The sequence below is a fragment of the Brucella sp. RRSP16 genome, from assembly GCF_052246815.1.
Classification (GTDB): Bacteria; Pseudomonadota; Alphaproteobacteria; order Rhizobiales; family Rhizobiaceae; genus Brucella; species Brucella intermedia.
Map to the genome: position 1 here is coordinate 59,322 of NZ_JBQQAM010000005.1, position 22,754 is coordinate 82,075.

A 22,754-nucleotide genomic window follows, 5' to 3' on the forward strand; every position below is an offset into this window, starting at 1 on the left:
TGACAGCCGGATTGATCATCCAAGTTCAATCAATGCTGAAATGACAGAGTTCAATGTCACTTTTATTACATTTTACTCCCCACCGGGATGAAAGGACTCCAAAATGCGCACTCCTTAATAGTAAATGTCATTAATATTACATTTTTATTCGCTAATCGATTCACCCAGATATTGCTATTTTAACCCCACGATTTCCTCTTCTCATTCAACCTGGAAATGAGAGTGGATCTGAGTGATCAAGCGCATAAGGACATAACGACAACCATGAGCGAGCTTTCCGGTCCCGGTGGCAACAAGAAGGAAATCCGGCAGCAGGCATTGTTGCAATGGATTGAAAACAGCCATTATGTTTCTCTTGAAGAGATCGCAGAACGGTTCCATGTCACCACCCAGACGGCGCGGCGCGACATTGCGGACCTGGAGCATCGGGGCAAAGTCCGGAAACTGCATGGCGGTGTGTCGCAACTGACGCCGCTCGATCCTGTGACCTACCGTCAGCGCAGACATGATCGGGCCGACGAGAAGGTGCGAATTGCCGAAGCTGTCGTCGCGCTCATTCCCGATGGCGCCACTGTTTTCCTCGACACCGGCACAACATGCGAAGCGATTGCCAATGCGCTGGTCAGCAGGGAGCGGCTGCACCTCGTCACGTACAGCTTGCGATCCGCCGCCATCATCAGCGAGAAGACGGATTTCACACTCGCTGTTCCCGGCGGCTTCGTGCGCCCTATCGATGGGGGAATGTTTCAGGAAGACACACCGGAATTCATTCGGCGTTTCAAATTCGACTATGCAATCATCTCGGTGAGCGGCATCGATGATGACGGTGATCTATGCGATGACGACCATACCGAAGTCGCCGTCGTTTCCGCAGCGCTTGGACAAGCTGCACACAAATTGCTCGCAGTCGACAGCTCAAAGTTTGGCAAGCGCGCCATGGTGAAGCTTGGTTCGGTTCGCGACGTCACCGCCCTTGTAACGAATGAAATGCCAGCCCCGATTTTGGCCCGCATACTCGACGAAGCCAATATCCCTGTCATTCTCTCGTGACCAGCGTACCGGTTGGGCACTTAGGCACGGGCTTGAGTTTTTGGTTCGGCCGACAATCACGTTGTCGGCCAGATAGGCCTGTTACAGCGCTCACCTTGGTCCGCAGTGCATCGGTCTACACCGGATTAATTCCCGCAAACGCCCGTAAATGACCAAGGTGTTCAGGCACCCTCACCGCGCTTCAACCAATTTCCAGCCATTGCCGGAGGGATCGCGGAAACTCGCATCGACGCTGCCGAAGCGGCTGATCGGTTCCTGAATGAATTCGACGCCTTTTGCCGCGAATGCCTCATGCGTAGCGTGGCAGTCCTTGACCACCATCACCAGCGGCGGCATGGCGCCCTTCGCGACGACCTCGTCAAGCAGTCGCGCGGTCGTCTCATCTACAGTGGGCGGCTGGGGCCGGAACAGCCCAAGCTGGAAGTGAGGCTGGTCCGGATGCTGCACTGTCAGCCAGCGGTAGTCTCCGTTCTTGACGTCGGTGTGAACGGCAAACCCAAGTTTGCCTACACAGAAATCAATGGCCTCATCCTGGTCACGCACGTAAATGCCCGCCACCCCTACTCCCTGGTCCATCACTGCTCTCTCCATGACTGCTCTCCTGTTGTCATGGGTTCTGTGTATCAGCCTTATCTTGGCGCCGCTTCTCCGAAACTGCTATTGTGAGGTCCGGGCGATACGCTGCACTGACAAAGCAATGTGGCACGTGCTCCAGCCTGTGCGAACCCGCCCGCTCGCGGGCACGAAGGTCGGAGGGGTTTTCACCCGTGATATCGCGGAAAACGCGCCCGAACGTTCCGAGGCTTGCCCAACCTGTGATAAACGCGATTTCGATCACGGGTTTGTCGGTGTCACGCAGGAATGCCTTCGCGCGCTCGATGCGCCGCGAGAGGAGATAGCGGTGCGGGGGCACGCCAAATGCGATCTTGAACGCGCGGGCGAAATGAGCCTCCGAGACACCGCTCACCTGCGCCAGCCGGCGCACCGGCCAGGGCTCATGCGATGCGGCGTCCAGCCTGTCTTTGGCCCTGAGCAGGCGGCGTAACAGGGCTGGATCTTGACGCGATCTGCTATTGCTCATCATTCCAGAAGTTGCCGGATAGGCTGACGTTGAATATCGGATGTCATAGGCCGTTTCGAAGTTGTTTGCGTGGTCTGCTGCGAAAGAACGTCAGAATTCCTCTTCAGCGGAGACTTGTCTATCGTAATCTATCAAAACCGGCCGATCTATATCTGGTTACTATTGTCTGCTCCGGGGAGCGTCATTCAAAAACAGGAATGGCAGCCATCGAGCCGCCAGCTCCCGGTTCCATGAGAAGCGCCCGCTGCTGCCGGGTGATGCGCAGCCGCCATTGCTGGACGTGGCTGCGCATCGTGATCGCTATTTCGCGCCAAACTGTTCGATCAGTTCTCCCAGACCGACATGGCCCTGAAAGGCTCCGTCGCCCGGCGAGGCCTCGCCCCTTTCCAGCGCCATCGCATGGATGACAGCGGGATCGGCTTCGATACGGCTTCTCACGGCGGCAAGCTTCGGCCAGCGTGCGGCGTCTGCCACCTGGTGAAAGTCCCGCCAGCGGGCAACTCCAACCAGCAGGGCGTCCGCCAGCGTCGGACGGTCGGCGACCAGAAAACGCGTGTCCCCGATCATTTCCTCAAGCCGGTCGTGCCGCTCGATGACGCGTTCGCTGCCCCATCGTATCAGCGCCGATTTCATCGCAGGGTCAGGCGACTGCATTTCCATCGCGGCCCAGAGCGGGCCGAACATGCCGGTAAAGCCGGTGTTGATGAACCCCATCAGTTGATGCATCCGGTCGGCCTCGGGCGACAGCGGATCGAAGCTGATCCGCCGCTCGGTGTCACGCGCCTCCAACCAGGCGGCGATAGCCATGTTTTCGGTCACGACCCGTCCCTCATCCGTGACGAAGGCGGGCGTCTCGACCCGGGGGTTGATCCGCTTGTAAGCAGGCTCCCGCATCTCGGTCAGCATGTTGACCCGGCACAGCCTGTAAGGCTTGCCCAGCCATTCGAGAGCTGCGACAAGTCCCATGGAGCTTCCGGCCGGGAAGCCATATATAAGGATCGGTTCCATATTCGGTGTTCTCCGTGATGTCTTCTGATCACGCTGCGCAGCGAAGCCGGACCATAAAACATCGCTCCGCCAAGTAAATTACGCACCTTTTTGTAACCAGGAGCTGCCAATGAAAGACCTTGTTTCCCGCTGCCCGATCGAAGAAGTCATGCAGGTCCTGAGCGGCCGCTGGCCGACCCTGCTCATTTATTATCTTCAGGAAGGGACAAAACGGTTCAGCGATCTTCGCCGGGATAATCCCACGATCTCGCACAAGATGCTCACACTGGAACTGCGCAAGCTCGAAGAGGCCGGCATTGTCCGGCGCACCGAATTCGGCGGCTATCCGCTTCGTGTCGAGTACGATCTGACGCCAGCGGGCGAAAGACTGGTGCCGCTCATCGATGCCCTCGGTGACTGGTGGGAAAACACGGATGAGAATAAAGCAAGCGACGTGAATGAAGGCAGCGAAGCAGGCGGAACCCACTCAGTTCAGCACCTTTGAACAATCTGCCTCGGAGCGGAAAAGGATTCCGGCGGCTTCCCTTTGCGACGGTATGGGCGAGCCGCTCGCGGAATGGTCCGGTTCAAGGATCGCCACCCTATCAACAATCAGGCTTGTCGCACAGTTTCCAGAGTTCTTCAGAGGCTGACCAGCGCATGAAAAAGCGCGCCTCGGGGACCTCAAATCCCGTTCTATATCCCGCTGAAAATTATCGTCTTTTGAAGCCGTATTAAACCTAAAACCCTATTAGGTTTTGTTCGAGCGACGGTCGCAAGGGGCTTTCGAAGGGGATTGTGAGGCGGCGCTGGGCGCTGAAACTTCAGAGGTCAGCAGGGCTTGACTGGTACTTTCCAAGCTAGCCTGATTTGGTTAAGAAATCCACCCCCTGAAAGCACGAAGCGGGACAAGCAGTAAGGGTGAAACCACGCGCTCCCCTCTTCCAGAGAAGAGCGCGTGGCCCGAGCGGCAGAACTTCATAGAAGTGAACCCGGCCCAAAATCCGGCGCATGCTGAACACGGCCCCTCACCTTCCGCGCAACGCAGCCTCACCGTTCTGGGTTGATGGGAGGAACTGCACAGGGGTTATTATTCAATATTGGATTTCTGTCCTTCGTTTTTCGACGCTGGCCGCAGCAGCCTCGGCCAATATCGGTTACCGCTATTCGCGGCCAGTCGACAAGCGGACTATCGCGTACCGTCCTGAACGATCCCATCTACGACGGAGAATGAAGAGAGTGCCGACCAGTAGAGATGCAACGGTGCCCCCTCGACCTCAGACGACCTTAACACGCGTCGTTTGACACGCCGAAATTGGCGATTCCTCCAGCCCTTCTTATCATTTCGGCTTCGCAATGATCACGGTGCCGGAACGTAGCAGAGAATCAGGCGCGCAAGCTTCGTCCCCTATAAAGCGACGTCACTCCGGTGTGGAAACAGGACTCTTCCCGATTGAAATTCCAGGCTGGTTCAGGGTTCCGGTTTATAGACCGCCGTCTAAAACCGATAAAAGATCATAAAAACAAAAGGATAGCCGAACCGGCAGCGAATCGATAAAATTTCGCTTAATTTTAATGCCGGCGCTAACTCTTTGTTAATTCGGCTGCCCCTTGCGATAGAATAAGAATCGGACATAATGACGGTATTTAGGCGGTATCAGTTCCAATGCCGTCACTAGGGACACCAAGCAAATGAATATCGCAAATCCGGCAGCAGCCTTGTCGTTTGACGACATGATATTATCGCAAGGGCGCGAGATTTCTCGCAAGCTCAATCTGCTGCGTCACGAAAACTTTCCGCCGGATGCGCGCAAGAACATGCTGCGCCAGTTTTCGATGGCCGAGGCTGCCTATTTCCTCGGTGTCTCTCCCAGCAATCTCAAGAAATTACATCTTGAAGGCAAGGGTGTCGAGCCGACCATTCTAACAGGTGGCCGCCGCGCCTATAGCGTCGAGCAGATTCAGGAACTGCGCCAGTGGCTCGACCAGAACGGCCGCGCCGAAGTGAAGCGCTACGTCCCGCATCGTCGCGGCAATGAAAAGCTTCAGGTCATCGGCGTCGTCAACTTCAAGGGCGGTTCCGGCAAGACGACGACGGCTGCGCATCTGGCGCAGCATATGGCGCTGACCGGCCATCGCGTGCTGGCCATCGATCTCGATCCGCAGGCTTCGCTCTCCGCCCTGCACGGCATCCAGCCGGAACTAGACGAGTTTCCGTCGCTTTATGAAGCCATTCGTTACGATTCCGAAAGGAAGCCTATCCGCGAAGTTATCCGGCGGACGAACTTCCCCGGCCTCGACATTATTCCCGCCATGCTCGAGCTGCAGGAATATGAATATGACACGCCGCTCGCCATGCAGAATGGCGGCGAGGGCAAGACATTCTGGAACCGCATCGCGCAGGCTCTCGCCGATGTGGACAGCGACTATGACGTCGTGGTCATCGATTGTCCTCCCCAGCTCGGCTATCTGACCCTGACGGCGCTTTCCGCAGCGACTTCGGTGCTGATTACCGTTCATCCGCAAATGCTGGACCTGATGTCCATGTCGCAGTTCCTGCTGATGCTCGGCGATATTCTGAAGACGGTCCGTCAGGCCGGCGGCGCGGTGCAGCTCGACTGGTTCCGCTATCTGATCACGCGTTACGAACCGACCGACGTGCCGCAGGCGCAGATGGTCGGCTTCATGCAAAGCATGCTCGCCTCGCATATGCTCAAGCACCAGATGTTGAAATCGACGGCGATCTCCGATGCCGGGCTTACCAAGCAGACGCTTTACGAGGTTGAGCGTTCATCGATGAATCGCGGCACCTATGATCGCGCCATGGAAGCCATGGAAGCGGTCAATTCGGAAATTCGCGGCCTCGTTCATGAGGCATGGGGGCGTTAGACTGCCGTCTAAAGCGGCGAATATTGAATAAAATCAGGTCTCTGACCGGTTTGAGGATACAGGAATGGCACGAAAGAACATATTTGAAAGCGTTATGCGGGACGAACCGGCGGCTGAACAGGCCTCTCCGGTCGAAAACGTATCGCGCCGGTTCGGTGCCGCCAAATCCCTTTCCGCATCGATTGACGAACTGGCAAAGCAGGCGGCCCAGAAGCTCGATGGGGAAACCATCGTCGAGCTTGTTCCCGCACAGCTGGATGTCTCCTTCGTGGCGGATCGCCTGCCTGAATCGGATGACGAAGAATATCGCGAACTTCTGGAAGCCATTCGCGAGCGTGGGCAGGACAGCCCTATCCTCGTTCGTCCGCATCCAGAGGCCAGTGGCCGCTATATGATCGTCTTCGGCCACCGCCGTGCGCGGGTCGCTCGGGAGCTTGGCATCAAGGTGAAGGCGGTCATCAAGCCCCTCGCCGATCTGGAACATATTCTGAGCCAGGGCCAGGAAAACTCCGCCCGCGCCAATCTGAGCTTCATCGAGCGTGTCTTCTTTGCGGCGCGTCTTGAGGCGCTGGGCTTCGAACGTGAAGCCATACAGGCGGCGTTGACGGTAGATTACCAGACCCTGTCGAAGATGCTGACCATTCCGAAGGCCATTCCGGAGCATATTCTCCTGGCCATCGGCCCGGCCAAAGGCATCGGGCGTGATCGCTGGCTGGAATTGCGCAAGCTGATCGAAATACCGGGCAAGAAGGATGCTGCGGAAGAACTCCTGGTGACTTCGGCCTTCGAAAAGGCGTCTTCTGTCGATCGTTTCGAGCAGCTTTATGGCTATCTGAAAGGCGGAAAACAGAAGAAGCCCGTCACCAAGGCGGCTCTGCGGCCCGGAACCAGCTGGACGGCTTCCGACAAGTCCGTCAGCGCGGTTATCAAACAGAATGGCAAGTCGGCTACATTGGCGCTCAGTGCCGCCAACGGGCCTCGTTTTGCCGAATGGCTTTCTCGCAATCTGGATGAGCTTTATGCGTCGTTCCGTAGCGAGGAGAAGTGAGTAGCGTACTGACCAGAGGCTTTGCTGCGGTCTGATTGTGTAAGGCATATCTTCCCGAAAAACGGAACCGGAAACGGGAACCGGTTCGGATCAGGACATGCTCGGTTGAATTTGTAAGCGTGTTTGCGTCGAAACTGTTCAGGAAAAGGAACGAGACAGCAAAAGAAAAAGGCCCCCAAACGTCGCCGTGTGGAAGCCCTTCTCATTGGTTTAGCAGCTAGAGAATCGCAAATCCACGAATCACTGTCAAGTGCAATTAGCGTCATTTCGGCGGGTGGATTTCTTTTGCCTTGTGGAAGGTGAAAGAAAATGGAGATTCAATTGGCCTCGACGCCGTTTGGCAGTCGAAGGATGACGCTTGCCTTGCTGGCAAGTCAACAGAACACGCGGCAGATTGCGCCTGGAACGGTTGCCGACAAGTGGCAGCTGCATCGCTGGCTGTGTGAGGCAAAGACGCTGTTCGGCCTGAATGATCGCTCTCTGGCGGTTCTTTCGGCGCTCCTGTCATTCTATCCGGAAACGGAACTGAATGCGCAGAGCAGCCTGATCGTGTTTCCCTCCAACAAGCAACTGGCATTGCGTGCCCATGGCATGGCGGATGCGACCTTGCGGCGTCATCTGGCTGCGCTGGTCGATGCCGGTTTCATCCTTCGGCAGGACAGCCCCAATGGCAAGCGTTATGCGCGTCGCGCCAAGGGCGGAGACGTGCAGATTGCTTTCGGCTTTTCACTGGCGCCGCTTCTGGCCCGTGCCTGTGAACTGGAAACCGCCGCGGAACAGGTGAGGGCGGGAAAGACTGCATTGCGTGAAATGCGCGAGCAGCTGACCTTGCTGCGCCGCGATATCACCAAGCTTGTCGAATTCGCCGCCGAGGAACAGCTTGCCGGTAACTGGCAGGACATCCGTCACCGCTTTCGCCTGATCGTCGACAGCATTCCGCGCCGTGCGGAGCAGGAAGAGCTGGCAGCTTTGGTGGAATCCTTGCAGTCCATTCGTGCGGAAATCGATAACGCATTGAAAATTCATGAAAATGTTCAGAATTTGCGCGGCAATGAATCTCAAAATGAGCGGCAGCAAATTGAATCGAATCCAGATTCCCATTTTGAAAAGGCAACGGCTGAATTTATCGACCAGCGCGTAAACGAAATCACCAGCGCTCTGACAGAACCCACGGTTTCGCTCGACATGGTGCTTCGCTCCTGTCCGGAGATCACGGCCTATGCGGTCAGTTCCATTCGGCATTGGCACGATCTGGCCAATACGGCAGAGAAAGTACGCTCCTTCCTCGGGATTGATGGAAAGCTCTATGATCTCGCAAAGAAGGTTCTTGGACCCCATAATGCGTCGATCGTGATTGCCTATATCCTGCAGCGCTATGAGCAAATTCAGTCTGCTGGAGGCTATCTGCGCATTTTGACGGAAAAGGCTGCCAATGGCTCTTTCTCGATCAGGCCAATGCTGATGGCCGCGCTGAATGGACAGGTTCGTTAACCATAAAAAGCCCAGTCAGTATGACAAAACTGAACTGCCTTTTAGGTTTCGTATCATTCATGAAGTTTAACAAGATCAAGGAACCGTAAAAGAGGCCGGGAAGGCTTCCAACCCGCCTTGGAGGTTCATGGGCTGTTGGCTTTGAACATTGCTTGAGAATTGTCAGCGCCATTTGTGAAGGCGTCGATCAAGCCCGTCGGGCTACCGCTGTAAGAACGCGCCGGAAGGCATGGGCGGGCAAGAAAACTCAGTCCAGTGCCTGAAAGCGACGGCGACGGGAACGGCGGCGAGGGCGCAATGTGTTGAGGTCCTGCGCCTGATCGGTCTTGTGGCGTGGGGGAGGCGACAGAAGGCGCATGATGAAAAGGATGCAGCACCCGATGGTGAATATCCAGAATATCTCATCGGTGAGATCGTTGATCATGACGCAATCCAGAGCAAACCGCTTGTCCGTTTCAAGACGCGCGAAACAATATTCCGCGATCCATATCGCCTTGCGCAACGGTGGCCAAGTCACGAAGCCGTGCTTTATCGCCGCGCCGGCTATGTTGCCTTGCAGCGGCCCTGTGGATGATGGCCAATGGCGACAAGGCGCTGGTCGCGCACTTCACGCCGATCTGCGATAGATTGCTCATGCTGCCTTTCACGATCCATTGTTCCCGCCCGGTCCTCGCGGCTGAGTTTCGCGAACCGCAAGACATTCTGAGCTGGTCACTGACACGTCCGGGTTTCGTCCGGGCGCGCTCCGTCGCCTGGCTGGAAGTGCGCAATGACGATCTGACGCTGGATGTGGACCCGGTGCGTTTGCTCGAGGAGAAACTGGCGGAAGCCGGCTATGGCGAAGCGGTGCAGATGATGACGTCGCGCAACGTGGAAAAGCATCATGTCGCAACACGGCGCTCCGGCGAGGCACATGCCACCTGCCTTGCCACTATCGGCCTGACCAATGCGGGAAGGGTGGGGGAACGCGCGCAGATGACGATGCCCGCCGGAACCATCAATCTTCTGGTTCATATCGACAGGCCCTTGTCACTCGCGGCCCATTTGGAGGCAATGTCGATTGCCGCCGAGGCCCGCACCGCTGCCATCATGGAACTTGGGCTTGATGTCGGCGGCAGGGTTGCGACAGGGACCGGCACGGATTGCATCGCGGTTTCCGCGCCGCCCGGGGAGCAGGGAGAGGCTGCATCCTACGCCGGCTTGCATACGGATATAGGCGCCGCCCTCGGTAGCGCTGTCTATGGCGCAGTGTCCGAAGGCGGCAGGCTCTGGATGAAAGAGCGGGGCTTTTGATCGATCAGGCTTCTGCGGCAGCCTCTTTCGGCTTCAGGCGCAGGATGAGCGGCACCAGAACGAGGGCGACGATCGGGAAAACGAGCCAGTTGATGGTTTCCCAGCCGGAGGAATGCAGGAGCGAGCCAGCAAAGAAGGAAGCACAGGCCACGGTGCCGAACATGATGAAATCATTGGCGCCCTGTGCCTTGCCGCGCTCAGCCGGCGTGTGGCAGTCCGTCACCATGGCGGTCGCCCCGATGAAACCGAAATTCCAGCCGATGCCGAGGAAGATCAGCGCTCCCCAGAAATGGCCGACATCGAAGCCGCCGAGCGCAATGATGGCTGAAAAGGCGATCAGCACCAGCCCCAGCGCGGTTATCTTTTCCTTGCCGAAACGGGTGATGAGCCTTCCGGTGAAGAAGCTCGGGGCGAACATGGCAAGCACGTGCCACTGGATGCCGAGGGCTGCATGATCGACGGAATGGCCATGGCCGACCATGGCGATGGGCGCAGCCGTCATGACGAATGTCATCAGCGCATAGGAACAGACGCCGGCCGCCACGGAAAGCATGAAGCGCGGCGAGCGGAGAATTTCGCCGAGAGGGCGGCCTGTATCATGGACCATGTTCGGGTCTTTGCGGATCTTCGGCGCGCGCAGCATGAAGAGGACGGGGAGGGCGAGCAGGCCCAGAACCGCCTGGCTGAGGAAACTGCCCGCGAACATCGCATCCGGAATGGTATCGCGTGTCCAGATGACGAGCTGCGGCCCGACGATGGCCGCAACGAGCCCGCCGACCATCACCCACGAGATGGCGCGCGCCTTCATGTCGCCCGTCGCCGCATCGGTGGCGGCAAAGCGGTAGCTCTGGACATAGGCGGCGTAGAAACCGGCGGTGAGCGTGCCGAGACAGAAGATGAGGAAGGATGCCGCAAAAATGCCTGCGGCTGCGATCACGCCCGCCGAGGCGCCGACAAGCGCGCCGAGCATATAGGCATTGCGGCGTCCGAACTGGCGCATGAAGAAGGCCGCTGGCAGCGTGCCCAGCGCAAGGCCGAGATTGAACAGGCTGACGGGCAGCGTGACGAGGGCGGGATCGGAAGACAGTTTCTGGCCGACCAGGCCACCCAGCGAAATCACGATGGGCGGGCTGGAAGCGCCAAGCGCCTGTGCAATCGTCAGGATAATAATATTGCGCCGTGCGGCCGTCATCTCGGTCATCGTCAACCCCTCAAAGGACGAAATCGGGACGGTTTTATCGGAAAGCGCTTTCGCCAGCAAAATTATTCTACTGGTCCGCGGAATTATTCCTGACAGGTTTTCTTGGCAGCCCGGCATCACGGGAGGGCAAGGGCTGTGACCAAGGACTGTAGCCAAGAACTGGGACCAAGGACTGGGACAATGTCGTCCGTCTGTCATGAACTGCTTCTAATTTGCAGCTTCACAGTTCGATAGGGAGCCAGCAATGTCAGACAATCTTTCCCAGCAAAGTCTGTTCAAGACCAGCCAGTTGGAAGAAGCCGATGCCGATCCGCGCAATCCGTCCGATAACCCCACCATGGGCGAAATCATCAGCCGCCGCTTTTCCCGCCGTGGCTTTCTGCGTGGATCGCTCGCCGTCTCGGCCATTGCGGCAACGGTCAGCCCGCTCGCCCTCATGAGTGCTGGCGATGCGCGCGCCGCATCCGGCTCGGCCTTTTCGTTCAAGGAAGTCGAGGCCGGTGTGGACGCCCATCATCATGTCGCGGAAGGCTATGACGCCGATGTGCTTCTGCGCTGGGGCGACGGGCTTTTCGCCGATGCGCCGGAATTCGATCCGACGAAACAGTCCGCCGAGGCGCAGGCCCGCCAGTTCGGCTACAATAATGATTATGTCGGCTATATCGCCATCGACGGTTCGCCCGAACACGGGCTGCTCGTCGTCAACCACGAATATACCAATCCGCACCTGATGTTCCCCGGTCTCGTCAAGATCGTCGATGGCAAGGTGGAGCAGGCTCCGCTTTCCAGGGAACAGGTGGATATCGAAATGGCCGCCCATGGCGGCTCGATTGTCGAGATCCGCAAGCAGGACGGCAAATGGCAGCCGGTGCTCGACGGCGCGAAGAACCGCCGCATCACCTCCAATACCGAGATGATGCTGAGCGGGCCGGTCGCGGGACATGATCGCGTCAAGACCAATGCCGATCCATCCGGCACCAGGGTCTTCGGCACGATCAACAATTGTGCGGGCGGCGTCACCCCATGGGGCACCTACATCATGGCGGAGGAAAACATCCACGGTTATTTCATTGGTGAACTGCCGGAAGGTCACGCGGAAGCGGCCAATTACAAGCGCATGGGCATTCCCGAAGGCTCGTATGAATGGGGCCGTTTCTACGACCGTTTCGACGTTTCCAAGGAACCGAACGAGCCGAACCGTTTCGGCTGGATCGTCGAGGTCGATGTGTCCGATCCGAACTCCGTGCCGAAGAAGCGCACCGCACTTGGCCGTTTCAAGCACGAGGGAGCGGAATCCATCGTCAGCAAGGACGGGCGCGTGGTCTTCTATCTGGGCGACGACGAACGCTTCGATTATGTCTACAAGTTCGTGACGGCGGGCAAGTTCAACCCCGATGACCGCGCTGCCAATATGGACCTGCTGGATGAAGGCACGCTGCACGTGGCGAAGTTCCATGAGGACGGCAAGGTGGCGTGGATGCCGCTGGTGTTCGGACAGGGGCCGCTCACGGAACAGAACGGTTTCAAGAGCCAGGCCGATGTGCTGATCGAAACCCGCCGCGCTGGCGATCTTCTCGGCGCCACCAAGATGGACCGCCCGGAAGACGTGCAGCCGAACCCGGTCAATGGCCGCGTCTATGTCATGCTCACCAACAATACCAAGCGCAAGGACGATCAGGTGGATGCCGCCAATCCGCGCGCCAAGAACGCCTTCGGCCATATCATCGAGATCGAGGAAGACGGGCAGGATTTTGCCGCCACGACCGGCAAGTGGGAAGTGCTGCTGAAATGCGGCGATCCTTCCGTTGCCGAAGTTGGCGCCAGCTTCTCCACCGATACGACGCGCAATGGCTGGTTCGGCATGCCGGACAATGCCGCCGTCGACAGCGCCGGTCGGCTGTGGGTCGCAACCGATGGCAACAGCAACAAGGATACCGGCCGCACCGACGGGCTTTGGGCCGTCGACACGGAAGGCGATGCGCGCGCAACCTCGAAACTGTTCTACCGCGTGCCGGTGGGCGCGGAAATGTGCGGCCCGCTGTTCGCACCGGACGATGAGACGGCCTTCGTCGCCGTGCAGCATCCGGGCGATGGCGGTGAGGACTGGGACGGTCATGGCCGTCCGTCCTATTATGAGGACCTGTCCACCCGCTGGCCGGACTTCAAGGACGATATGCCGGTGCGGCCTGCCGTGGTGGCAATCACCAAACAGGGCGGCGGCAAGATCGCGGTGTAATACCAAAACTCGATGAGTTTGACTCATCGAGTTTTGGTTAAGCCCGTGCGGCGACTGAGCATTTTCAGGGCGTGATGCGTTAGCATCTCAGCGCTCTGGTAAAAGGACTTGATGAGACAGTAGCCCCCGGTGAAAGCCGGGGGCCTTCGTCAAAGCTTCATGGAAGCGTCAAGCCAGCGATACAAAGCCAGCCTAATTCCATCCCTGTATTTCCAATCCAACGGGGACTTATCATGATATCGCGTCTGGTCGCCTCTACCATGCTTGCCGGTGCCGTCGCATTGGCGTTTCCGGCCTCCGCTGAAGAAAAGGCTTTTCCCGCAACGCTCAAGGCCCATGCCATCCTGCCGGCGAACACCATCATCGCTGCGCCGGAGGATGCGGCAGAACACCTGAAGACGTCGGGCAAGTTCACCACCGCCCACCGCAAGCGCGCCGAGGGCATCGGCACGGTGGAAGGCAAGGACGGCGTGCGCAAGACCGGCCTTTCGGTGCCGTTCGACGGCCAGCCGGTGCAGGGCTTTTCCGGCATCAAAACCATGGAAGACGGCAGCTTCTGGTCGCTGTCGGACAATGGTTTCGGCTCCAAACTCAATTCGCCGGATGCCATGCTGATGCTGCACAATGTCAAGTTCGACTGGGACAAGGGAACGGTGGAGCGCGTGAAGACCGTGTTCCTCAGCGATCCGGACAAGAAGGCTCCGTTTCCCATCGTCATGGAAGGCGCGGAAAAGCGCTATCTGACGGGCGCGGATTTCGACGTGGAATCCATCCAGCCGGTGGCGGACGGTTTCTGGGTCGGCGAGGAATTCGGTCCGTTCCTGTTGAAATTCGACACGGAAGGCAAGCTCACCGATGTGTTCCCGACTTTCGTCGGCGAGACGGAAATTGTCTCGCCTGACAATCCGAAGCTCGCTTTACCCGCCAATCCCAGCCTCAAGCTCCCGGCCTATAATCTGAAGCGTTCCGGCGGCTTCGAAGGTCTTGCCATGTCGAAGGACGGCACGAAGCTTTATGGTCTTCTGGAAGGCCCGCTTTTCGTCGACGGTGCGCCGGAAAAGACCGAGAGCGGCAAGACCGGCCTGCGCGTCATCGAGTTCAGCGTCGCCGACAAGAAGTGGACGGGCCGGTCCTGGCTCTATCCTCTGGCCGAAGGCGGCGAAGCCATCGGCGATTTCAACATGCTGGATGAAACCACGGCGCTGGTCATCGAGCGCGATAATGGCGTCGGCACGGCGGACAAGGCCTGCGCCGATCCGAAGAAGCCGCAGGCAGATTGCTTCGATGTGCCGTCGAAGGTGAAGCGCATCTATAAGATCGCTTTCGACGACAGCAATGTCGGCAAGGAAGTGCGCAAGATCGGCTATATCGACCTGCTCGCCATTGCCGACCCGGAAAACAAGCGCCGTCAGGGTGGACGCGAGGGCATTTACGACATGCCGTTCCTGACCATCGAGAATGTGGACCGCGTGGACGAAACGCATATCGTCGTCGGCAATGACAACAATCTGCCGTTCTCGGCAGGCCGCGCGCTCGACAAGGTGGATGACAATGAGTTCGTCCTGCTGGAAGTGGGCGAATTCCTGAAGGCCGAGTAGGCCTTCCTCGCTTTTCAGCGAGCCGTATGGCGGCCTGTCCCTGCACCGGTAGGCCGCCATTGACACTTGAGCATTTCCAGTTGGGATTGAATCGCTGGAAATGCTCTATCTCATTGTTTCACGCATTATCCTGCGCAAAACCGCTTCGCACTTTTGCTGGAAATGCTCTGTCTTATCGTTCTCACGCATTATCCTACGCAATACCGCTCCGCACTTTTGCTGGAAATGCTGTGTCTTATCGTTCTCACGCATTATCCTACGCAAAACCGCTCCGCACTTTTGCTGGAAATGCTGTGTCTTATCGTTCTCACGCATTATCCCGCGCAAAACCGCTGTGCACTTTTGCTGGAAATGCTCTACTTGGTCGTGTAGCCGCCATTGACGAGGATGGTCTGCCCGGTCATCCACCAGCCCTCCGAAACCATGAAGCGGATATAGGGAACGATGTCCTCGATATCGGTGAGGCCGGTCTTGGAGAAGCCGGAGAGTGCCGCCGCAGTCCGGTGGTAGGCCACCGCGTCCTCGCCTTCCGCCGGATAGAAGAATGGCGTGTCCATCGGGCCGGGACCAATGGCGGTTACTGAAATGCCGCGTTCGCCGAATTCCTTGGAAGCCGCGCGCGTGAAATGCTCTACCGGGGCCTTGGTGCCTGCATAGGCTGCATAGAACGGCGTGTAGGCGCCGAGCAGCGAGGTTACCAGTGTGCAGATCCTGCCATTGTCGTTGACGTGCTTCCCTGCTTCTTTCAGAAAGAAGAAGGCCGACTTGGAATTGACGGCGGTCATCTCGTCATATTCGGCTTCCGAAACTTCGACGATCGGCTTCTTCAAAACCTTGCCCACCGTGTTGATGGCAATGTCGGGACGTCCGATGGCGGCAACCGTATCGGCGAACAGTTTCTCCATCGCACCGGCGGTGGTAAGATCGGCCTGGAAGGAAACCGCTTGCGCGCCTGCGGCCTTCACGGCGGCGACAGTGGCGTCTGCATCCGCTTTGGACGCTGCGCTGTTATAGTGAATTGCGATTGCCTTTGCCCCGTGTTCCGCAAGATCGCGCGCGATCAATCCGCCGAGGTTCTTGGCGCCACCGGCGATGATAACCGTTTTGCCCTTGATGCTGTGGTCCGTCATGGCTTCAACCTTCTTTTCCGATGCGGCTGCGCCATGCAGCCGCTTTCAGACCCGAAGAGTATCGTCTAGGATAGCCCTATAAAGACCGTCATTCTGACAACACCTGTCAGATTTGACGGACAATGGAGGCCGCTTACCTTGGATCGCATCGACCTCTTTCGTATCTTCGCCCGTGTCGTCGAATGTTCGAGTTTCACGCGCGCCGCCGATACGCTCGGCGTGCCGCGTTCCTCCGTTTCGGCGGCGGTTCTGGAACTGGAGGGACGCCTCGGGGCGCGGCTCCTCCACCGAACCACCAGAAGCGTGTCGACGACGCAGGATGGCGCCGCCTTTTATGAGCGATGCCTGAGCCTGATTGCGGATATGGAGGAAGCGGAAAATCTGTTTCGAAATACCGCGACGCCGTCCGGCACGTTGCGCATCGACGTTCCCGGCCGCATCGGACGCCTGATCATCGCGCCAGCCCTGCCCGAGTTTCTGGATGCCTATCCGGAAATCGATATACTTCTGGGAGTGACTGATCGCGCCGTCAATCTTGTCGAGGAGAGTGTCGATTGCGTCCTGCGCGTGGGACCATTGACGGATTCCGGGCTGATCGCCCGATCGCTGGGCGAGCTTCCGCTGATCAACGTTGCGAGCCCCGCCTATCTTGAGCGGTACGGTATTCCCGAAACGCCTCATGACCTTTCCGCCCATTGGGCCATCAACTATGCCTCGCCGTCGAGCGGGCGCGTCGAGCCGTGGGAATGGAGCGAAGCTGGCGCAACGCGATCCATTCCGGTGCGCGGTCGCGTCACCGTCAACAGCGCCGAAGCCTATATCGCCTGTTGTCTTGCCGGTCTCGGCCTCATCCAGATTCCGGCCTATGACGTCAGACGCCATCTGGAAGCTGGCGAACTGATCGAGGTGATGGCCGATATGCGCGCCGCGCCGATGCGAATGACGTTTCTATATTCGCACCGCCAGCATCTTTCCCGGCGGCTTCAGGTCTTTGCCGACTGGCTTGAAAAACTGCTGAAGCGGGAACTGCAATCAGGGGCGGAGCCGCATTGACGAACAGGGCTTGGGTGCGCGAGCCCCTTTTCTCTCTGTGCATGGCGACAAGCCCGGCGTGGAAGTTTTGTTTCGGCCCGGTTAAGGTGCCGCGACAAAGCGATGGAGAAAACCGTTGAAGATTTTTATTTTCGGCAGTGTGAATGTGGATGTCAGCGCGCGGATGGCCGCGCTGCCGCGTCCGGGACAGACCGTGAATGCATCAGGCTATGGCATCGGCCTCGGCGGCAAGGGCGCCAACCAGGCGGTTGCGGTCGCAAAGCTTGGCGGTGACATTCGCTTCGTCGGCGCTATCGGCAATGATGCCTTTGGCGAACTGGCCGTGAAGCAGATGCAGGAGTTCGGCCTCAATACCGAAAGCGTGCGCGTGATCGACGGTGTCGATACGGGCATGGCGATCATTCAGGTCGAGGAAGCCGGACAGAACACGATCGCGGTCTGTGCCGGAGCCAATGCGCGCTGGTCGGCTGCCGACATCGATGCCTATGCAGCCGATATTGCCAGGGCGAAGATCACGTTGCTGCAGCGCGAAGTTCCGCATGAAGCCAATCTGGCCGTCGCGAAGGCCGCACGTGCGGCAGGCGGCAGCGTTCTGCTCGATCCGGCCCCGGTCGGCGATGCAGGCCGCATGGCCGATCTGATTGCCCTCAGCGACATCATTTCGCCCAACGAGACGGAAGCCGCCGAAATCACCGGTATCGAGCCGACCGATCTGGCTTCGGCGGAAGCCGCCGCGCGTAATCTTCTGGAGCGCGGGCCGAAGATAGTCATCGTCAAGCTTGGAAGCCGTGGCGCGCTGCTGGTGACGGCGGACGAGGTGAAACACTTCGCGCCGTTCAAGGTCGATGTGGTGGATACGGTCGCCGCTGGCGACAGTTTCAATGGCGGTTTCGCGGTCGCCTATTCGCAGGACCGTTCCTTGCACGATTGCGTGCGATATGGTTCGGCGGCGGGTGCGATTGCGGTCACGAGACCCGGTGCGGGAAGCGCCGCGCCGACCGCTGCGGAAGTGGCAGCGCTTCTGCAAAGCCAGGGCTGAACCGGCTTTCGCAAATTGTGACAAAGTGAAGATTGGCGGCGATTTGCGCCGCTTTCACGCGATTTGAGCGAAAAACTGCTCGAAAACACCACTTCAAACATGGCGAAGAAACAACGAAATTAAGGCATGCGCGGCTTATTTGTGGCAAAATTATGATTTGGAGCACGATCCCGAAAGGTGGACTTCCGGTTTTCGGGATCGTGTTCTGAAAAAATCAAAGCGTTGCGAGACGCTCGGTCAGCAGTTTGAAGAAGCCGTCTGCATCCACATCCTTGATGAAGAGCGCGTTCTTCGGACGGTCGGTTACTTCCCACCAGTCCACGACCGTTTCACCGATGGTGAGTTCCGAATTGATCTCGATTTCCACATTGCACTCACGTCCGGAATAAAGTTCCGGCTTGATGAGATAGGCGATGACATTGGGGTCATGCAGCGGCCCGCCATCGGTGCCGTACTTGGCTTCGTCATAGCGCTCGAAGAATTCAAGCCATGCGGCGACCACTTCGCCGACATGGGTGCCAATGCCGCGAATGGCGGCGATGCGCTTCTCGGTAGTCAGCACCTTGTGGGTGACGTCGAGCGGCATCATGGTGATTTTTATGCCGGATTTGAACACCACCGATGCGGCATGCGGATCGACATAGATGTTGAATTCCGCCGACGGCGTGATGTTGCCGCCTTCGAAATAACCGCCGCCCATCAGCACGATTTCCTTGACGCGTTCGGCAATCTTCGGCTCGCGGATCAGTGCGGAGGCGATGTTGGTCAGGGGTCCGAGCGGGCAGAGCGTGACGGTGCCGGGCTCTTCCTTCATCAGCGTTTCGATAATGAAGTCGACGCCATGCTGTGCCTGCAGCGGCATGGTCGGGGCGGGCAGGTCGTAACCGTCGAGACCGGTTTTGCCATGCACGTTTTCAGCCGTCACGAGCGGGCGCACCAGAGGACGGATGGAGCCTGCGAACACCCTGGTTTCCGGCTTCTTCGCCACTTCGCAGATGGTGCGGGCGTTGACTTCGGTGCGCGCCAGCGGGCCGTTGCCAGCCACTGCGGTAATGCCGAGAATGTCGAGTTCCGGGCTTGCCAGGGCCAGAAGAATGGCGACTGCATCGTCCTGACCGGGATCGGTATCGATAATGATTTTACGGGCCATGATGGGTCTTTCTGCGTTGAAGCTTTTCCAGCAAAAGTGTGAAGCGGTTTTGCGTCCGGAAAAGCGTAAAAAGATTTAAACTGCGTTGCGCGCCGCATCGACCGTCTGGTCGACGAGTGCGTCGAAGGAGATCTTCGCCGGGCGGCGCATATAGGTGACGATGTCGTCGGCCAGAAGCGGCTTCGACCACCGTTCGGCGATGATGCCGGAGCCGCGCTGGATGGCGATCATGCTGAGAATCTGCGCGGCATTGCAGTCGACGTCATGGCCGATGCCGCAGACGATTTCGAGCGTAAGGTCGAAGTCGCCTTCGCCGAACCAGAGCGCGATGACCTGCGCGGCTGCATTCGGATAGACGTGAATCCAGTTATATTCGGCATATTCCGCATCGCATTTCGCCCATGCATCCTGCCAGCTGCCGGCGGAGCGGCAGGCGTCGAGCGCGAAGGCCAGAACCGCACCATATTCGGTCTCGACCGGGAAAAGTGCTGCCGTCGAAACGAGCAGTTCGCGCGTGTCGGCAACAGCAAAGGCGCGCGCCGCCATGACGGCATTGAAAACTTCGCCCAATATGCCGTTTCCGGCATGGGAGATTTCCGCATCCATCCAGGCGAGGCGGGCAGCTTCGCGGGCGCGGCCCGGCACGACCATGCCGCAGATCGTGCCGCGCATCTGTGCGCCGATCCACTCATCGAACGGATTGTCGGACGTGCCGGTTTCAGGCGCGGTGAGGCCGCGCCGCATGTTGGAAAGCGCGATTGCCTCCGCCGACCAGCCAAGCGGAATCAGCGAAGTCCAGCGCTCGGCAATGTCGGCGCTGGTCACGGCAGAACCCTTGTCGCCGAAGGCTTCCAGAAAGGCGATCTCGAAGGTGATGTCGTCATTATAGGTGTTGGGCTCACGCACATAATCGCGGATCGGACCGAAGACCTCGGCGATGTTTTCCGCCGTATAGCCTTCGAGCGCCGTGCCAGCCGCCGCACCGACAAGCTGCGCCATCCAGGCGGCGGCGGTGCGGTCGCGGAAATCATCCGACTGGATGGCATAGAGCACATCGTCGGGCCATTGAACGGCGGCGTCGAACTCGTCCCACGAGCCATAGCGCACGGTCTTTTGCGACGGATGGTCCGGATCGGGCCGTGCGGCGCGCATCAGGACGCGCAGGCGCATGTCGATGCGATAGAGCGTCTCGAAGTCGCCGCGTTCAAGGGCCGCAAGCCCGTCGCGTAGCAGTTCTTCATAAGGCGCAAGGACAAAGCCCTTGTTTTCCAGCGATTGCAGCGCCCCCGCCATCAGGCATTCAGGCGCAGCCGATCCCGGCACATTGCTTTTCCAGAACATGGCCATGAGATCGTCCTGCGCCTTCATGACGGCGCTCGCATCCCAGGTCTGTTCCTCCGCCGTGCGTACCACCGGTTTCGTGTCGCGCAGCAGGTCTCGGGTCAGTTCCCAAGCTTTCATGTCATTCTCGTTTCGATGTTCATTATCAGGATTTCTTCAGCAGGCGGGCGCGGCGCTGGCGCCGCGCCGCATGGACCGTCAGCACGACGACCGGGACGAGATAAGGGATCATCTGCATCAGTTCGAAAGGCAGGCCAAGACTTTGCAGCGTGATGGCAAAACCTTCCGCCGCCGCCAGGACCAGGCTCGCCACGAGCGTTCCCCATGCGGTTCCCTGTCCCATGACTTCCGCCGCAATGGCGATGAAGCCGCGACCGGCGGTCATGTTCTGAGCAAACCAGGTGACATAGCCGAGTGACAGATAGGCACCGGCGGCACCGCCGAAGAGGCCGGACAGGATGAGCGCCATCATCTGCACGCGGCCGGTCTGGATGCCTGCGGCGCGCGCCGATTTCGGATCGACGCCGGTGGCGCGCAGATGCAGGCCGAAGCGCGTGCGCATCATGAGGAGGCTGACCGCCGGGACGGCCAGAAGGGCCGCGAAGGTGAGCACATGGATATTGCCGATGAAGGGCACGGAGAGGCTTGGCAGGGCTCCGCTTTTCAGCGCGCCGGACATGCCCTTGTCGCCTGTCGCGAGATAAAGCCCGAGCGTCGTTGCCGCCGCAGCCGCGATATTGAGCGCGATGCCGGTCATGATGAGATCGGTGCCGAGCCGGTTGACCGAAAGCGACATGAGCCAGCCCAGAAGTGCGCCGACGAGAAGCGCCGCCAGCAGGCCGATGGCCGGGCTTCCCGTTGCGGCGCTGGCCAGAACGGCGATGAGGGCCGCGACCAGCATCATGCCTTCCATGCCGATATTGAGCACGCCTGCCCGGTCGGAAATCATCACGCCCAGAGCGGCCAGCAGCAATGGCGTCGCCACGCGCAGGATCGTGCCGATGAAATGCGGGTCGAAAATCTGTGCAAGAACGGTGCTCATGCCTGTACTCCCGGCTGCACTGCGGCCTGGTCTGCATCGCGATTGCGAAGATTGCGGATCAGCCGCAAGACGGTCGGATGATTGTGAATGACGCTTGCCGTCGCGCCCACCATGATCGCCGCGGTCACCAGCCCCACCACTTCCGTCGGGATGTTCATGTTGCGGGCCAGAAGATCGCCGCCCACCTGCACGAAGCCGAGGAAAAGTGCCGACGGAATGAGCAGGAACGGATTTTCGCGCGCCAGAATGGCGACGACGAGGCCGGTCCAGCCATAGCCGGGCAGGTCCAGCCAGGCGAAGCGGGCATGAAGGCCCAGCACTTCCAGCGCCCCGGCCATGCCGGCCACCAGTCCGCCGACGATCTGCGCCCGCATGACGATGCGTTTCAGCGGCAGGCCGAGGTGATTGGCAAAGCCGGGGCTTGAACCCGCAATACGGATATTGAGGCCAGAGCGCGTCCAGTAGAGCCAGATGCCGCCAGCGATACAGGCAAGAACCGCGATGATCGAGCCGCTGTTGAGGCGCGTCCCGGCAAGCAGGCGGTCGAGCTTGGCGTCCGGGGGTATCTTGAGCGACATCATCCCGCCCGCTGCCGGATCGCGGATGACATAGTTGAGGACGAAGAGGCCGAGAAACAGGAAGGCATAGTTGAGGACGAGCGACGTCACCATTTCCGAGGCGCCGAACCGCAGCCGCAGCGCCGCCGGGATGGTGCAGGCGAAACTGCCCGCAACCGCGCCGCAGAGGATGGCCACAGGCAGCGAGAACCAGCCGAGCGAAGGAAGCAGGACAGCACCCGCCACAGCACCAAGCGCACCGAGGAAGAAGCCGCTTTCCGCGCCCAGATTGAACAGGCCGGAGCGGAACAGGATGGTGATCGCAAGGCCGGTCAGCATGATCGGCGTTGCCGCCTCCACCACATTGCCCATATGGCGAATGCTGCCGAACGGTCCGAGGAAGAAGGTTTTGAGGATCGCCGCCGGATTGTCCTGCATCAGCGCCAGCGGCACCAGCAGCACCGCCATGATGACGCCGATCACCAGCACGGTCAGGAAGAATGGAATGAGATAGGATATGAATCTGCGCATCAGGCGGCAGCTTTCTGTTTGAGCATGATCTTATCCA

General features: G+C 59.0%; 20 protein-coding genes. 10 read left to right on the forward strand and 10 right to left on the reverse strand.

Going from position 1 to position 22,754, the window contains the following annotated elements; translation table 11 throughout:
* Positions 1–222: 222 nt before the first annotated feature.
* Positions 223–1,050 (forward strand): DeoR/GlpR family DNA-binding transcription regulator, encoded by an 828-nt coding sequence (locus ACS5UA_RS09475; protein WP_112701760.1) that lies wholly within the window; start codon positions 223–225, stop codon positions 1,048–1,050.
* A 171-nt stretch (positions 1,051–1,221) separates the two neighbouring features.
* On the opposite strand, the gene ACS5UA_RS09480 is transcribed toward ACS5UA_RS09475, so the two are convergent.
* The 3 genes from ACS5UA_RS09480 to ACS5UA_RS09490 all read right to left on the reverse strand — a co-directional run bounded on the left by ACS5UA_RS09480 (position 1,222) and on the right by ACS5UA_RS09490 (position 3,139).
* Entirely contained in the window at positions 1,222–1,641 is a 420-nt protein-coding gene (locus ACS5UA_RS09480; RefSeq protein ID WP_241084689.1) for a VOC family protein, read from the reverse strand.
* Positions 1,642–1,657: 16 nt separating this feature from the next.
* Positions 1,658–2,134, reverse strand: coding sequence for a helix-turn-helix transcriptional regulator (locus ACS5UA_RS09485; protein WP_025091873.1), 477 nt, complete (start codon positions 2,132–2,134; stop codon positions 1,658–1,660).
* Positions 2,135–2,431: 297 nt separating this feature from the next.
* Complete coding sequence (locus ACS5UA_RS09490; protein WP_241084690.1) at positions 2,432–3,139, reverse strand: glutathione S-transferase family protein; 708 nt, start codon at positions 3,137–3,139, stop codon at positions 2,432–2,434.
* A gap of 109 nt (positions 3,140–3,248) precedes the next feature.
* On the opposite strand from ACS5UA_RS09490, the gene ACS5UA_RS09495 reads away from it, so the two are divergent.
* The 4 genes from ACS5UA_RS09495 to repC all read left to right on the forward strand — a co-directional run bounded on the left by ACS5UA_RS09495 (position 3,249) and on the right by repC (position 8,546).
* Entirely contained in the window at positions 3,249–3,623 is a 375-nt protein-coding gene (locus ACS5UA_RS09495; protein ID WP_006469592.1) for a winged helix-turn-helix transcriptional regulator, read from the forward strand.
* 1,187 nt (positions 3,624–4,810) lie between these two features.
* Positions 4,811–6,007, forward strand: coding sequence for a plasmid partitioning protein RepA (gene repA, locus ACS5UA_RS09500; protein WP_021588304.1), 1,197 nt, complete (start codon positions 4,811–4,813; stop codon positions 6,005–6,007).
* Positions 6,008–6,071: 64 nt separating this feature from the next.
* Positions 6,072–7,055 (forward strand): plasmid partitioning protein RepB, encoded by a 984-nt coding sequence (repB, locus tag ACS5UA_RS09505; protein ID WP_112701763.1) that lies wholly within the window; start codon positions 6,072–6,074, stop codon positions 7,053–7,055.
* A gap of 309 nt (positions 7,056–7,364) precedes the next feature.
* Positions 7,365–8,546, forward strand: coding sequence for a plasmid replication protein RepC (gene repC / locus ACS5UA_RS09510; protein WP_112701764.1), 1,182 nt, complete (start codon positions 7,365–7,367; stop codon positions 8,544–8,546).
* 247 nt (positions 8,547–8,793) lie between these two features.
* Here the strand turns inward: repC and ACS5UA_RS09515 are convergent, their stop codons facing one another.
* Entirely contained in the window at positions 8,794–9,063 is a 270-nt protein-coding gene (locus tag ACS5UA_RS09515; RefSeq protein WP_151570419.1) for a hypothetical protein, read from the reverse strand.
* Positions 9,064–9,116: 53 nt separating this feature from the next.
* Between ACS5UA_RS09515 and ACS5UA_RS09520 the strand changes: the two genes are divergently transcribed.
* The gene (locus ACS5UA_RS09520; RefSeq protein WP_241084691.1) at positions 9,117–9,839 is read left to right on the forward strand and encodes an adenosylcobinamide amidohydrolase; all 723 of its coding nucleotides are present in this window, start codon (positions 9,117–9,119) and stop codon (positions 9,837–9,839) included.
* Between the two features lie 4 nt (positions 9,840–9,843).
* Here ACS5UA_RS09520 and ACS5UA_RS09525 read toward each other — a convergent pair whose 3' ends face one another.
* Entirely contained in the window at positions 9,844–11,040 is a 1,197-nt protein-coding gene (locus tag ACS5UA_RS09525; RefSeq protein WP_112701817.1) for an MFS transporter, read from the reverse strand.
* Between the two features lie 244 nt (positions 11,041–11,284).
* On the opposite strand from ACS5UA_RS09525, the gene ACS5UA_RS09530 reads away from it, so the two are divergent.
* Entirely contained in the window at positions 11,285–13,276 is a 1,992-nt protein-coding gene (locus ACS5UA_RS09530) for a PhoX family protein (protein ID WP_112701765.1), read from the forward strand.
* Positions 13,277–13,509: 233 nt separating this feature from the next.
* Positions 13,510–14,874: an esterase-like activity of phytase family protein gene (locus tag ACS5UA_RS09535; RefSeq protein WP_443101279.1), complete on the forward strand. Its 1,365-nt coding sequence runs from the start codon at positions 13,510–13,512 to the stop codon at positions 14,872–14,874.
* A 356-nt stretch (positions 14,875–15,230) separates the two neighbouring features.
* Here the strand turns inward: ACS5UA_RS09535 and ACS5UA_RS09540 are convergent, their stop codons facing one another.
* Positions 15,231–16,004 carry an SDR family oxidoreductase gene (locus ACS5UA_RS09540; RefSeq protein WP_006469584.1) on the reverse strand — a complete coding sequence of 258 codons (774 nt, stop codon included), beginning with the start codon at positions 16,002–16,004 and terminating at the stop codon, positions 15,231–15,233.
* A gap of 138 nt (positions 16,005–16,142) precedes the next feature.
* Here ACS5UA_RS09540 and ACS5UA_RS09545 point away from each other — a divergent pair, with 138 nt between their 5' ends.
* Positions 16,143–17,057: a LysR family transcriptional regulator gene (locus tag ACS5UA_RS09545; RefSeq protein WP_112701766.1), complete on the forward strand. Its 915-nt coding sequence runs from the start codon at positions 16,143–16,145 to the stop codon at positions 17,055–17,057.
* Between the two features lie 163 nt (positions 17,058–17,220).
* Positions 17,221–18,096 carry a ribokinase gene (rbsK, locus tag ACS5UA_RS09550; protein WP_241084285.1) on the forward strand — a complete coding sequence of 292 codons (876 nt, stop codon included), beginning with the start codon at positions 17,221–17,223 and terminating at the stop codon, positions 18,094–18,096.
* Positions 18,097–18,310: 214 nt separating this feature from the next.
* On the opposite strand, the gene ACS5UA_RS09555 is transcribed toward rbsK, so the two are convergent.
* From ACS5UA_RS09555 to ACS5UA_RS09570, 4 genes are all read right to left on the reverse strand, one after another.
* Complete coding sequence (locus ACS5UA_RS09555; RefSeq protein WP_021588291.1) at positions 18,311–19,246, reverse strand: nucleoside hydrolase; 936 nt, start codon at positions 19,244–19,246, stop codon at positions 18,311–18,313.
* A 75-nt stretch (positions 19,247–19,321) separates the two neighbouring features.
* Positions 19,322–20,707 carry an ADP-ribosylglycohydrolase family protein gene (locus tag ACS5UA_RS09560; protein WP_112701768.1) on the reverse strand — a complete coding sequence of 462 codons (1,386 nt, stop codon included), beginning with the start codon at positions 20,705–20,707 and terminating at the stop codon, positions 19,322–19,324.
* A gap of 25 nt (positions 20,708–20,732) precedes the next feature.
* Positions 20,733–21,629 carry an ABC transporter permease gene (locus ACS5UA_RS09565; protein ID WP_025091862.1) on the reverse strand — a complete coding sequence of 299 codons (897 nt, stop codon included), beginning with the start codon at positions 21,627–21,629 and terminating at the stop codon, positions 20,733–20,735.
* Positions 21,626–22,717, reverse strand: a complete 1,092-nt coding sequence (locus ACS5UA_RS09570; protein WP_006470776.1) for an ABC transporter permease — start codon at positions 22,715–22,717, stop codon at positions 21,626–21,628. The genes ACS5UA_RS09565 and ACS5UA_RS09570 overlap by 4 nt, the downstream gene beginning before the upstream one ends.
* Positions 22,718–22,754: the final 37 nt, after the last annotated feature.